Origin of the sequence: Pseudomonas sp. 30_B (assembly GCF_017491605.1) — a bacterium.
In the GTDB taxonomy this organism is placed as follows: Bacteria; Pseudomonadota; Gammaproteobacteria; order Pseudomonadales; family Pseudomonadaceae; genus Pseudomonas.
Map to the genome: position 1 here is coordinate 32,170 of NZ_JAFGYY010000008.1, position 11,448 is coordinate 43,617.

Sequence of the window (11,448 nt, forward strand, 5' to 3'; positions counted from 1 at the left end):
TTGCGCGACGCAACTGTTCCGGTCGCCCGGCGACAACGCCGCGTCGCTCCCGGTCAAGACCCTAGATCAGAGTCGACAGGCGCAGCAGCCACCAGATCAGGATCAGCAACTGGACGAAGAACGCGGCGAAGCGAATCCACACCGCCAGCGCCGAGGTGCTGATCAGGTGCACCACCGACTGCAGGATGCGGGCGCCCAGCAGTATCGGCGCCAACGGATCGGTCACCTGGCTCTGGCCGGTGACCATCGCATAGAGCAGCACGGCGGCGAACAGGGGTACGTTCTCCACGCAGTTGGCGTGGGCGCGCACCAGGCGCTGGCCGAAGGTGCCGGGCGTATTGCTGCCATCGGCGGCGAAGACGTTGACCTGCATGCGGCCGGCCATCACCAGCAGGCCACGCTGGCTGACCAGCAGCAGGACCAGCAGCACGGTCCAGGCGACCAGGCCGAGCAACGCGAAGGCAGAGGGACTCAGGGACATGCAGGACTCCTTTCTCTTGTAGGTTGAGCGGGAGTCTAGGAGAAATAGAGCAATTGCTCTAGCCTGCACAATGGTGGGCTTGGGGTAGGAGCGGACTCCGTCCGCGATGGGCAACCGGCCAGATCGGAGCTGCCGGGAATCGATCGCGGACGAAGTCCGCTCCTACGCACGCCGGCTAGATCGTCGATCGGCGAAACGAAAACGGGCAGCCCGTCGCCGGACTGCCCGCCCTCCTCGCCTGCTTGCATCACAGCTTGGCGATGGACACCTCGGTGGATTTGACGAAGGCGATCACTTCGCTGCCGATGCCCAGTTCCAGCTCGCGCACGGAACGGGTGGTGATCACCGAGGTGACGATGCCGGCGGCGGTCTGCACGTCGATTTCCGACAGTACCGGGCCTTCGATGATTTCCTTGATGGTGCCTTTGAACTGGTTGCGGACGTTGATGGCTTTGATGGTCATGGCGTAGCTCCTTGGGAGAATGGGGGTGTCACGGATGAACGTTGGATCAAAGTGCCCAGCGCAATTGCGTGGGCAGTGGGGATACAGGTTCCGGCTCGGGTGGCTGGGCCGGCAGCGACAGCACGCGTTCGAGCACTTCGGCCTCCAGCGCGGCCAGCCTGGCCGAGCCACGGGCACGCGGCCGGTGCAGCTCGACGTTGAGGTCCAGGCCGATCGCCCCGTCCTCGATGAGGATCACCCGGTCAGCGACGGCCACGGCCTCGCTGACGTCGTGGGTGACCAGCAGGACGGTGAAGCCATGCTGCTGCCAGAGGCGTTCGATCAGTTGCTGCATCTCGATGCGGGTCAGGGCATCCAGCGCGCCCAGCGGCTCGTCGAGCAGCAGCAGGCGCGGCCGGTGGATCAGTGCGCGGGCCAGGGCCACGCGCTGCTTCTGGCCGCCGGACAAGCCCGCCGGCCACTCGTTGGCGCGGTCGGACAGGCCGACGGCTTCCAGCGCTTCAAGCGCCTTGGCGCGCCAGTCGCCCTTCAGGCCCAGGCCGACGTTGTCGATCACCCGCTTCCAGGGCAGCAGGCGCGAATCCTGGAACATCAGGCGGGTCTCTTCGCGGGCGCTTTCCAGCGGCGCGGAGCCGGCCAGCAGCTGGCCCTCGCTGGCGGTGTCGAGCCCGGCCAGCAGGCGCAGCAGGGTGCTCTTGCCGCAACCACTGCGACCGACGATGGCGACGAACTGGCCGGCGGGAATCCGCAGGTCGATGCCCTTGAGCACCTCACGCTCGCCGAAGCGCTTGACCACGCCGTCGACCACCAGGGGGATGCCCGGCTTGAGTTGTTGCGGCAGATGATTTGACGACAGGGGATTCAGGGCATTCATGCGGCACCTGCCTTGCTCTGGTAAGCCGGGTGCCAGCGCAGCCAGATGCGTTCCAGGCCGCGAGCGGCGAGGTCGGCCAGCTTGCCGAGTACGGCGTACAGGAGGATCGCCAGCACCACCACGTCGGTCTGTAGGAACTCCCGGGCGTTCATCGCCAGGTAGCCGATGCCGGAGTTGGCGGAAATGGTCTCGGCGACGATCAGGGTCAGCCACATGAAGCCCAGGGCGAAACGCACGCCGACCAGGATCGAGGGCAGCGCGCCGGGCAGGATCACCTGGCGGAACAGCGCGAAGCCGGACAGCCCGTAGCTGCGCGACATTTCCAGCAGGCCCGGATCGATGTTGCGGATGCCGTGGTAGGTGTTGAGGTAGATCGGGAACAGGGTGCCGAGGGCGACCAGGAAGATCTTCGCCGACTCGTCGATGCCGAACCACAGGATCACCAGCGGGATCAGCGCCAGGTGCGGCACGTTGCGGATCATCTGCACCGAGCTGTCGAGGAAGCGCTCGCCCCACTTCGACAGGCCGGTGATCAGGCCCAGCACCAGACCGATGCTGCCGCCGATGAGGAAGCCGACGGCGGCACGCCAGGTGCTGATCGCCAGGTGTTGCCAGAGCTCGCCGCTGACCACCAGGTGATAGCCGGCCTCGGCCACGGCGCTGGGCGCGGGCAGGATGCGGCTGGACAGCCAGCCGGTTTCCACGGCCAGTTGCCAGATCAGCAGCAGGCCGACCGGCAGGGCCCAGGGCGCGAGGCGCTGGGCGATTGAGTTCACGTGTCTGTTGCTCATCTTCTGCTCTCATGCATCGCGGGCATGGCCCGCTCCTACACCGGGCGGATGGCGCGTGGCGCAATCCGCCGCGTCGTGTCCTCAGCTCGCAGAGGCGGCTTTCGGCAGGATGTCGTTCGCCACCATCTCGCCAAACGGACTGACGTAGCCCCGCGCTTGCGGCGCTTGCGGACGAGCGATGTCCAGGTGCGGGAAGAGCAGTTCGGCAACCCGGTAGGACTCTTCCAGATGCGGGTAGCCGGAGAAGATGAAGGTGTCGATGCCGAGGTCCGCGTACTCCTTCACACGGGCCGCCACGGTCGGGCCATCGCCCACCAGCGCGGTGCCCGCGCCGCCACGCACCAGGCCGACACCGGCCCAGAGGTTGGGGCTGACTTCCAGGTTGTCCTTGCTGCCGCCGTGCAGGGCGGCCATGCGTTGCTGGCCGACGGAGTCGAAGCGCGCCAGGGATGCCTGGGCGCGGGCGATAGTGTCGTCGTCCAGGTGGGAAATCAGGCGGTCGGCGGCCTGCCAGGCTTCTTCGTTGGTCTCGCGGACGATCACATGCAGGCGGATGCCGAAGCGCACAGTGCGGCCCTGCTTGGCGGCCTTCTCGCGCACCTGGGCGATCTTCTCGGCGACGGCGGCCGGCGGCTCGCCCCAGGTCAGGTACAGCTCGACCTGTTCGGCTGCCAGGTCCTGGGCGGCATCGGAGGAGCCACCGAAATACAGCGGCGGACGCGGTTGCTGGATCGGCGGATAGAGCAGCTTGGCGCCCTTCACTTGCAGGTGCTTGCCGTCGTAGTCGACGGTCTCGCCTTCCAGCACGCGGCGCCAGATGCGGGTGAATTCCACCGAGGCTTCGTAGCGCTCGGCGTGGCTCAGGTGCAGGCCGTCACCGGCCAGCTCGTCCGGGTCGCCGCCGGTCACCAGGTTGAACAGCGCGCGCCCACCGGAGAGCCGGTCGAGGGTTGCGGCCTGGCGGGCGGCCACGGTCGGGGAAATGATGCCCGGGCGCAGCGCGACCAGGAACTTCAGGCGCTGGGTCACCGGGATCAGCGAAGCGGCCACCAGCCAGGAGTCCTCGCAGGAGCGGCCGGTGGGGATCAGCACGCCGCCGAAGCCGAGGCGGTCGGCTGCCTGGGCGACCTGTTGCAGATAACCGTGGTCCACGGCGCGGGCGCCTTCGGCGGTGCCCAGGTAGTGGCCGTCGCCGTGGGTCGGCAGGAACCAGAAGATGTTGAGACTCATCGCAGTAACTCCAGATAAGCGCGCCGGCGTGGCGTAGCCGCGCGATGATGGGATAGGTGTACGTCCAGCGGTTTTCGTAGGAGCGGACTCCGTCCGCGATGGGTCCGCATCGCGCCGGAGGACATCGCGGACAAAGTCCGCTCCTACGCACAGATCATTGGGCGGCGGCCACCTTGGCCGGTGCCGTCCACACCACGTCCTTGATGCTCAGCTTCTTGGGGATCAGCTTCAGGTCGGTGAAGGTGTCGGCGATCTTCTGTTGCGCGGCGGTGACCTCCGGGGTAATCGGCTGGGCGCCGTAGCCCTGGCGTTTCACCGCGGTGAGGGTGATGTCCGCCGGCAGGCCGAGCAGCGGCGCCACCTGCTCGGTGACCTGCTGCGGGTTCTGCTCCGACCACTCGCCCACCGAGCGCACTTCGTCGATCAGGGTGGTGATCACCTGCGGGTGGTTGTTCGCGTACGGGCGGGAGGCGAGGTAGAACTGGTGGTTGTCCACCAGGCCGGTGCCATCCACCAGGGTGCGGGCGGAGAGCTGCTTCTCGGCGGCGGCCTGGTACGGGTCCCAGATCACCCAGGCATCCACGCTGCCGCGCTCGAAGGCGGCGCGGGCGTCAGCCGGCGGCAGGTAGACGGGCTGGATGTCGCTGTACTTCAGCCCGCCCTTCTCCAGGGCGCGCACCAGCAGGTAGTGCACGTTGGAGCCCTTGTTCAGGGCGACCTTCTTGCCCTTGAGTTCGGCGAGGGATTTGATCGGCGAATCCTTGGGCAGCAGGATCGCCTCGCTGGTCGGCGCCGGCGGTTCGTGGGCGACGTAGACCAGATCGGCACCCGCGGCCTGGGCGAACACCGGCGGGGTTTCGCCGGTGACGCCGAAGTCGATGCTGCCGACGTTCAGGCCTTCCAGCAGCTGCGGGCCGCCGGGGAATTCGGTCCATTGCACCTTGACGCCCTGCTCGGCCAGGCGTTTCTCCAGCGTGCCGCGGGCCTTGAGCAGCACCAGGGTGCCGTACTTCTGGTAGCCGATACGCAGGGTACCGGGTTGTTCATCTGCTTGGGCGTTGTAGGACAGGGCCGCGATCAGCAGGGCCGCCAGTCCACTACGCAAAGTGAGGGTCCGCATGGGAGTGCTCCTTTATCGAGTGTGCTTGCCGGACCTGCGGTCCCGTTGTCGGGACGGTGAGGGCCTTTTCGTGTTGTTCGGAAGTCGTTGCCTGCCGGGTCGGGGCTTGGCGTTCGTCTCCCTGGAAAATGTCGGTCAGATGCTCCAGCGGGCGTTGATCAGCCGTTCGTTGAGCAGGTTCGGGTCGATGGGTCTGGGGCGACGCGCCAGGGCGCCGTGGAACTGCTCCAGCGAATCCAGCAGGCGATGCTCCAGGGCCGGGTCGAGGCGTGCCGGCGTGCTGCCTTCGGCGTACTGCACCTGATTGTCCTCGGCGAACACGCCGTGCAGGGTCTCCTGGGCCTTGAGCGCGGCGAGAACCGGCTTGAGCGCGTAGTCCACCGCCAGCATGTGGGCGTTGCTGCCGCCCGTGGCCAGGGGCAGCACTACCTTGTGGCTCAGCGCCCGCTCCGGCAGCAGGTCCAGCAGGACCTTCAGCGCACCGGCGATGGACGCCTTGTACACGGGCGTTGCGATCACCAGGCCATCGGCACGGGCCACCTGCTCGATCAGCTCGATGACCCGGGGGCTGTCGAAGCGTGCGTGCAGCAGGTCTTCGGCCGGGAAGTCGCGCACGCTGTAGGAGCGCACCTCGGCGCCGTGGGCGTGCAGCCAGTTCCGCGCGACATCCAGAAGGACGCCGGAACGGGAACGCTGGCTGGGGCTGCCGGCAAGGGTAACTACGTACATTTGCGCGATTCCTTATAACGATCAGAGCTGGTTAGCCATTCTCCTGCTAACCAATGTGCATAGACCTTAACAGCCCTCCGCATATTCCAATAAATGTTATTTATTCATTTAGTTATGCGATTTTGATTTATATGTAGGAGCGAGCTTGCTCGCGAATGCTTCATGCGGAGGCCCGTAGGATGGGTGGAGCGCAGCGATACCCATGCTGCCAGCCGGCGCGTGCTGATCGATGGGTATCGCTACGCTCCACGCCATCCTACGCAGAGCGAGGACTCAGATGACGTGGGACTGGTGCAGCTCGGTCAGCGCTTCGCCGCGCAGGTAGGCCAGCTCCACCGCGCGGCGATCGCGCGGGCGCGGCAGGGGGACGGGGAACTCGCGACGCAGGCGGCTGGGGCTGCCGCCCAGCAGCAGGACCCGGTCGCTGAGGTAGAAGGCTTCGTCGAGGTCGTGGGTGACCAGCAGGATGCTGATGTCGTACTCCAGCGCCAGTTGCTGGATCAGGTCCTGCAGACGAATGCGGGTGAAGGCGTCCACCGCGCTGAAGGGTTCGTCCAGCAGCAGCACCTGCGGCCGACCGTAGAGGCCACGGGCGATGGCTGCGCGCTGCGCCATGCCGCCGGAGAGCTGCTTGGGCAGCAGGTCGCCCTTGCCTTCCAGGCCCACGTCGCGCAGCAGGTGCTCGATACGGTGGTCGTCGGCCAGCCAGCCGTCGGCGAAGCCAACGTTCTGCGCCACGGTCAGCCAGGGCAGCAGGCGCGGCTCCTGGAACACCACGCCGACGCCACCGCCGCCACGACCGGTGTCGCCGTCCGGGCCGAAACCCAACAGCGGGTTGCGCTCCAGTACACCGGAGAATTCATCGTCCAGCCCGGCGGCGATGCGCAGCAAGGTGCTCTTGCCGCAGCCGCTGGGGCCGAGCAGGCTGACCACTTCGCCCGGCGCCAGGCTCAGGCTGACGTCGTCGAGCACGCGCACGCCGGAGAAGCTTTTGCGGATATCACGTAGTTCCAGCAGCGCGCTCATCACTGCTCACCATTGCCAAGGAACGTATCGCGCCAGGCCAACGCGCGGTGCTCCAGCGCCTTCAGCAGGCTGTCGCTGAGCTTGCCGAGTACCGCCAGCACCAGGATGGCGGCAATTACAATGTCCGGCCGCGAGGTTTCCCGGCCGTCGCTGAGCAGGTAGCCAAGGCCACGGGTGGCGGCGATCAGTTCGGCGGCGACGAGGAACATCCAGCTCAAGCTCAGCGCACCGCGCAGGCCGGTGAACAGGCTCGGCAGCGCCGCCGGCAGGAGGATGCGCCGCACCAGGGCGAAGGGTGACAGGTGATACAGCCGGCCCAGTTCCACCCACTTGCGGTCGACGTTGCGCACGCCGGCCACCAGTGAGAGGTAGACGGGGAAGAAGGCGCCGAGGGCGATCAGCACGATCTTCGGGGTTTCGTCGATGCCCAGCCAGAGCAGCAGCAAGGGCACCCAGGCCAGGCTGGGGATGGCCCGCAGCGCCTGGAAAGTCGGCTCCAGATAGGCTTCGGCCCGTTGGCTCAGGCCTACCCAGGTGCCGATCAGCACGGCGGCGACCGCGCCGATGAAGAAACCGGCAGCGACCCGCGCCAGACTGGCGGCAACATGCTTCCACAGCTCGCCCTGGGCCAGTTGCCAGAGCGTCAGCGCGACGCTGCTGGGCGCCGGCATCTGGTGCTCGGCCAACCAACCGACGCGCACCGACAACTCCAGGCCCGCGCACAGCAGCAGTGGCACCAGCCAGGCACGCCAGACCAACCGTGGCCAGCGCAGATTCGGTGCGCGACGCAGGCGGGCCAGGCGCAGGCTCTGGGTTGGCATGGATTACTGCTCCGCCTTGGCGACGGCGGGTTTGCCGATCACTTCCCCGGCCAGTTGCGGGTCGATCAGCTGATCGACCACGGCGGTGACGTCAGTCCCCGGGCGCACCAGTTGTTCGTCCACCAGGATGGGCGCGGCGGCCTTCAGCGCAGCGATCTGCTCGGCACCCGGCAGCGGCTTGCTGAAGTCGGTGCGCGAGAGCTGAAGCTTGGCCACTTCCAGCGGCAGTTTGGCTTCCTCGGCGAGCAGCTTGGCGGTCTCCTCCGGATGGGCGATGGCCCACTGGCGCGCCTCTTCGTAGGCGGCGATGACCTGCTTGATCAGCGCCGGCTGCTCCTGCTCGAACTTCTCGGTGACGCTGAGCACGCCGTAGCTGTTGAAGTCGACGTTGCGGTACAGCAGCCGCGAGCCGGCCTGCAGCTCGCTGGCGGCCATGTGTGGATCGAGGCCGGCCCAGGCGTCCACCCTGCCCTGCTCCAGCGCGGCGCGGCCGTCCGGGTGCTGCAGGTGGACGATCTCCACGTCGTTCTTGTCCAGCCCCGCCTGCTGCAGGCTACGCAGCAGGAACAGGTAGGGGTCGGTGCCCTTGGTGGCGGCGATCTTCTTGCCCTTGAGGTCGGCGACGGACTTGAGCGGCGAATCCTTGGGCACCACCAGTGCGGTCCACTCCGGGCGGCTGGCGATGTAGATGGTCTTCAGCGGGCTGCCGTTGGCACGGCTGAGCACGGCGGCCAGGCCGGCGGTGGAGGCGAAGTCGGTGCTGCCGGCGTTGAGGTATTCCAGCGAGCGGTTGCTGCCCTGGCTGAACACCCAGCGCACCTCGGTGCCCTGCGGCTTGAGGGACTTTTCCAGCCAGCCGAAGTGCTTGAGCACCAGGCTGGTGGGCGCGTAATAGGCGTAATCCAGGCGCACCTCTTTCGGTGCGTCTGCGGCTTGAGCGGAACTGTTGTAGGCGCCGATCGGCAGGCTCGCGAGAAGAGCGACGGCCAGGCTGCGGCGCCAGGTGGAATGACCCATGGTCGTTCTCCTTGGCGTGGGCTGACGTCTTCTCCCCGTGTGGCGGGCAAGTCAGATCTGGAAGAAAAAAGCGCGGCGTGGTCCGCGCGTAAAAGATGAAAAAAATGGGCCGGCGAACCGGCCCTATTACCCTGCTCGAGGTTGAAACATCAAGACCCGGAGCGCGCGAGCTAGCGCCAGGCAAGGCGCCAGTGGCAGTGAGAGCGGAGTGTGCTACAGCACATGAGCATCTCGCTGTCGCTGGCAACGCAGGCTGGCCGACGCGCAGCCGCTTCGGATCACTTGTTCGGTTGGGGCGTCAGGCGCAGGTACGGCCTGATCGCACGATAGCCCTTGGGGAAACGCTGCCTGATTTCGTCCTCGTCCTTGAGCGAGGGCACGATCACCACGTCATCGCCGTCCTGCCAGTTGCCCGGCGTGGCGACCTTGTGGTTGTCGGTGAGCTGCAGCGAATCGATCACCCGCAGGATCTCGTTGAAGTTGCGCCCGGTGCTCGCCGGGTAGGTGATGGTCAGGCGCACCTTCTTGTTCGGGTCGATGACGAACAGCGAACGCACGGTGAGGGTGTCGTTGGCGTTCGGGTGGATCAGGTCATACAGCTCGGACACCTTGCGGTCGGCGTCGGCGAGGATCGGGAAGTTGACCACGGTGTTCTGGGTCTCGTTGATGTCGTCGATCCACTTCACGTGGGAGTCCACCGGGTCGACAGACAGGGCGATCGCCTTGACACCGCGCTCGGCGAACTGGTCTTTCAGCTTGGCGGTAAGACCCAGTTCGGTGGTGCACACCGGGGTGAAGTCGGCCGGGTGGGAGAACAGAACGCCCCAGCTGTTGCCGAGCCATTCATGGAAACGGATGCGGCCTTCGCTGGATTCCTGTTCGAAGTCGGGGGCGATGTCGCCAAGTCGCAAGCTCATGGGTCTCTCCTTGTTCGTGTTGGGACCCACTATGCACAAGGCGTTTACGCATTAAAAAGAATATATTTTGATTTTCTTATAACCAAAATAAAAACCATGACACTTCCCTGCCGGCATTCGCCGTCGGCGCTTCAGCAAACCTTCCAGTCAGTAAGTTTCGACGCCGGGACGAAACCCCTGCCGTTCGTCGCAAGCCCGGAGATACGCGAGTTGGCCGCATACACTCCTAGGTAATTGATCCTTTGGGAAAGGAGGCAACTTCATGGTCGGACAACGGTCTAACGACGCCCAGTCGGCAACCCACTACCGCAGCGACCGAATCACTTCGGTCAACGGCCAATACTTCTTCTCCACCCGGGAGGGGACACTGGAAGGGCCGTACTTCACCCGCTTCGATGCCGAACGCGCGATTACGAAGTACATCGACCGCATGAAGGTAGCTGCCGGCCTGTTCGTACGCGCGGCGCGCTGATCCGACGTAGCGGAAAGGGAAACACCGGGCGCTTGCCTTCGCATCCGTCCGGCCTGCTCGTTCAGCCGAAAATCGTTGTTCGCGAGCCTGCTCACCCCTGCCAATCAACGTCGTCCGATACGCCACATTCGGGATTCGTCAGCAGATCGCGGCAAGCGAATGGCCGTCCTGCCAGAATCCCTGGCTTCCCGAAATGAAAAGCCCCCGACACCTGTGTCGGGGGCTTTTTCGTCACGACGGTCCCGCTTGCGTGGAGCGGGACCAAGGAACGCACTAGCGGGCGCGGCTCAGCGCACGGCCTCGAACAGACCGGTGGCCCCCATGCCGCCGCCCACGCACATGGTGACGATGCCGTACCGCAGGTTGCGGCGCTGCAGCTCGCGTACCAGGTGACCGACCTGGCGCGAGCCAGTCATGCCGAAGGGGTGGCCGATGGAGATGGAGCCGCCGTTGACGTTGTACTTCTCGTTGTCGATGCCCAGGCGATCGCGGGCGTAGAGGCACTGGGAAGCGAAGGCTTCGTTGAGCTCCCAGAGGTCGATGTCGCTCACCTGCAGGCCCTTGGCCTTGAGCAGTTTGGGCACCGAGAACACCGGACCGATGCCCATTTCGTCAGGCTCGCAGCCGGCGACGGTGAAGCCGCGGAAGAAGGCCTTGGGTTTCAGGCCCAGTTCCAGGGCTTTTTCCAGGCTCATGACGAGGGTCATGGAGGCACCGTCGGAAAGCTGCGAGGCGTTGCCGGCAGTGACCGAGCCGTCCTCGGCGAACACCGGCTTGAGGGAGTTCAGGCCCTCGAGGGTGGTGTCGGGGCGGTTGCAATCATCGCGGTCGACCACACCGTCGAGCACCTTCTTCTCGCCGGTGGCCTTGTCCTCCACCTGGTACTTCACGCTCATCGGCACGATTTCATCGTTGAACAGGCCTTCGGCCTGGGCGCGGGCGGTGCGCTGCTGGCTTTGCAGGGCGTAGAGGTCCTGCTGCTCGCGGGTGACGTTGTAGCGGCGGGCGACGATCTCGGCAGTCTGGCCCATGGGGTAGTAGATGCCGGGAAACTCGGCCTTCAGGCGCGGATTCACGAAGTTGTCGAGGTTCTGCTTGCCCATGGTCATGGTGATGGACTCGACGCCACCGGCAACCAGGATGTCGCTGCAACCCGAGGCCACCTGGTTGGCGGCGATGGCGATGGCCTGCAGGCCGGAGGAGCAGTAGCGGTTGAGGGTCATGCCGGCGACGTGGATGCCGAGCTTCGACAGCACTGCCGCGTTGCGGCCGATGTTGTGGCCCTGGGCGCCTTCGTTGGAACCGGCCCCCACCACGCAGTCGTCCACCAGCAGCGGGTCGAGGTCATTGCGCATCAGCAGCGCATCGATGCAATGGGCGACCATGTCGTCCGGGCGGGTCATGTTGAACTTACCCCGGATGGACTTGGCCAGGCCGGTACGGACGCTGTCGACGATCACCACTTCGCGCATGGGAAACCTCGTTGCTTGTTGTTCGATGGGAGGAA

Annotated in this window: 13 protein-coding genes; 1 reads left to right on the forward strand and 12 read right to left on the reverse strand. The window is 65.9% G+C overall.

Features of this window, described 5'->3' with window-relative positions; all coding sequences use genetic code 11:
• Positions 1-61: 61 nt before the first annotated feature.
• From J5M67_RS10825 to J5M67_RS10875, 11 genes are all read right to left on the reverse strand, one after another.
• Positions 62-481 (reverse strand): MAPEG family protein, encoded by a 420-nt coding sequence (locus J5M67_RS10825; RefSeq protein WP_207885314.1) that lies wholly within the window; start codon positions 479-481, stop codon positions 62-64.
• Between the two features lie 247 nt (positions 482-728).
• Positions 729-944: a molybdopterin-binding protein gene (locus J5M67_RS10830; protein WP_003455791.1), complete on the reverse strand. Its 216-nt coding sequence runs from the start codon at positions 942-944 to the stop codon at positions 729-731.
• Between the two features lie 46 nt (positions 945-990).
• Positions 991-1,818 carry an aliphatic sulfonates ABC transporter ATP-binding protein gene (ssuB, locus tag J5M67_RS10835; protein WP_207885315.1) on the reverse strand — a complete coding sequence of 276 codons (828 nt, stop codon included), beginning with the start codon at positions 1,816-1,818 and terminating at the stop codon, positions 991-993.
• Positions 1,815-2,609, reverse strand: a complete 795-nt coding sequence (ssuC, locus tag J5M67_RS10840) for an aliphatic sulfonate ABC transporter permease SsuC (RefSeq protein ID WP_207885316.1) — start codon at positions 2,607-2,609, stop codon at positions 1,815-1,817. The genes ssuB and ssuC overlap by 4 nt, the downstream gene beginning before the upstream one ends.
• Before the next feature lie 81 nt (positions 2,610-2,690).
• On the reverse strand, positions 2,691-3,839 hold the full coding sequence (gene ssuD, locus J5M67_RS10845) for an FMNH2-dependent alkanesulfonate monooxygenase (protein WP_207885317.1): 1,149 nt from the start codon (positions 3,837-3,839) through the stop codon (positions 2,691-2,693).
• A gap of 154 nt (positions 3,840-3,993) precedes the next feature.
• On the reverse strand, positions 3,994-4,959 hold the full coding sequence (locus tag J5M67_RS10850) for a sulfonate ABC transporter substrate-binding protein (protein ID WP_207885318.1): 966 nt from the start codon (positions 4,957-4,959) through the stop codon (positions 3,994-3,996).
• A gap of 135 nt (positions 4,960-5,094) precedes the next feature.
• On the reverse strand, positions 5,095-5,688 hold the full coding sequence (ssuE, locus tag J5M67_RS10855; protein ID WP_207885319.1) for an NADPH-dependent FMN reductase: 594 nt from the start codon (positions 5,686-5,688) through the stop codon (positions 5,095-5,097).
• Positions 5,689-5,961: 273 nt separating this feature from the next.
• Entirely contained in the window at positions 5,962-6,714 is a 753-nt protein-coding gene (locus J5M67_RS10860; RefSeq protein WP_207885320.1) for an ABC transporter ATP-binding protein, read from the reverse strand.
• Entirely contained in the window at positions 6,714-7,535 is an 822-nt protein-coding gene (locus J5M67_RS10865; protein ID WP_207885321.1) for an ABC transporter permease, read from the reverse strand. The genes J5M67_RS10860 and J5M67_RS10865 overlap by 1 nt, the downstream gene beginning before the upstream one ends.
• Before the next feature lie 3 nt (positions 7,536-7,538).
• A complete protein-coding gene (locus J5M67_RS10870; protein ID WP_207885322.1) occupies positions 7,539-8,552 on the reverse strand; it encodes an aliphatic sulfonate ABC transporter substrate-binding protein in 1,014 nt (337 codons plus the stop codon).
• 278 nt (positions 8,553-8,830) lie between these two features.
• Complete coding sequence (locus J5M67_RS10875; protein ID WP_207885323.1) at positions 8,831-9,469, reverse strand: peroxiredoxin; 639 nt, start codon at positions 9,467-9,469, stop codon at positions 8,831-8,833.
• A gap of 262 nt (positions 9,470-9,731) precedes the next feature.
• Between J5M67_RS10875 and J5M67_RS10880 the strand changes: the two genes are divergently transcribed.
• Complete coding sequence (locus J5M67_RS10880) at positions 9,732-9,941, forward strand: DUF6316 family protein (RefSeq protein ID WP_207885324.1); 210 nt, start codon at positions 9,732-9,734, stop codon at positions 9,939-9,941.
• A gap of 287 nt (positions 9,942-10,228) precedes the next feature.
• Here the strand turns inward: J5M67_RS10880 and J5M67_RS10885 are convergent, their stop codons facing one another.
• Entirely contained in the window at positions 10,229-11,413 is a 1,185-nt protein-coding gene (locus tag J5M67_RS10885) for a thiolase family protein (RefSeq protein ID WP_207885325.1), read from the reverse strand.
• Positions 11,414-11,448: the final 35 nt, after the last annotated feature.

What these genes read in the sequence shown, in the direction of transcription:
- J5M67_RS10825 (WP_207885314.1), bottom strand. Translation starts at nt 481, where the DNA reads ATGTCCCTGAGTCCCTCTGCCTTCGCGTTGCTCGGCCTGGTCGCCTGG.
- J5M67_RS10830 (WP_003455791.1), bottom strand. Translation starts at nt 944, where the DNA reads ATGACCATCAAAGCCATCAACGTCCGCAACCAGTTCAAAGGCACCATC.
- ssuB (WP_207885315.1), bottom strand. Translation starts at nt 1,818, where the DNA reads ATGAATGCCCTGAATCCCCTGTCGTCAAATCATCTGCCGCAACAACTC.
- ssuC (WP_207885316.1), bottom strand. Translation starts at nt 2,609, where the DNA reads ATGAGCAACAGACACGTGAACTCAATCGCCCAGCGCCTCGCGCCCTGG.
- ssuD (WP_207885317.1), bottom strand. Translation starts at nt 3,839, where the DNA reads ATGAGTCTCAACATCTTCTGGTTCCTGCCGACCCACGGCGACGGCCAC.
- J5M67_RS10850 (WP_207885318.1), bottom strand. Translation starts at nt 4,959, where the DNA reads ATGCGGACCCTCACTTTGCGTAGTGGACTGGCGGCCCTGCTGATCGCG.
- ssuE (WP_207885319.1), bottom strand. Translation starts at nt 5,688, where the DNA reads ATGTACGTAGTTACCCTTGCCGGCAGCCCCAGCCAGCGTTCCCGTTCC.
- J5M67_RS10860 (WP_207885320.1), bottom strand. Translation starts at nt 6,714, where the DNA reads ATGAGCGCGCTGCTGGAACTACGTGATATCCGCAAAAGCTTCTCCGGC.
- J5M67_RS10865 (WP_207885321.1), bottom strand. Translation starts at nt 7,535, where the DNA reads ATGCCAACCCAGAGCCTGCGCCTGGCCCGCCTGCGTCGCGCACCGAAT.
- J5M67_RS10870 (WP_207885322.1), bottom strand. Translation starts at nt 8,552, where the DNA reads ATGGGTCATTCCACCTGGCGCCGCAGCCTGGCCGTCGCTCTTCTCGCG.
- J5M67_RS10875 (WP_207885323.1), bottom strand. Translation starts at nt 9,469, where the DNA reads ATGAGCTTGCGACTTGGCGACATCGCCCCCGACTTCGAACAGGAATCC.
- J5M67_RS10880 (WP_207885324.1), top strand. Translation starts at nt 9,732, where the DNA reads ATGGTCGGACAACGGTCTAACGACGCCCAGTCGGCAACCCACTACCGC.
- J5M67_RS10885 (WP_207885325.1), bottom strand. Translation starts at nt 11,413, where the DNA reads ATGCGCGAAGTGGTGATCGTCGACAGCGTCCGTACCGGCCTGGCCAAG.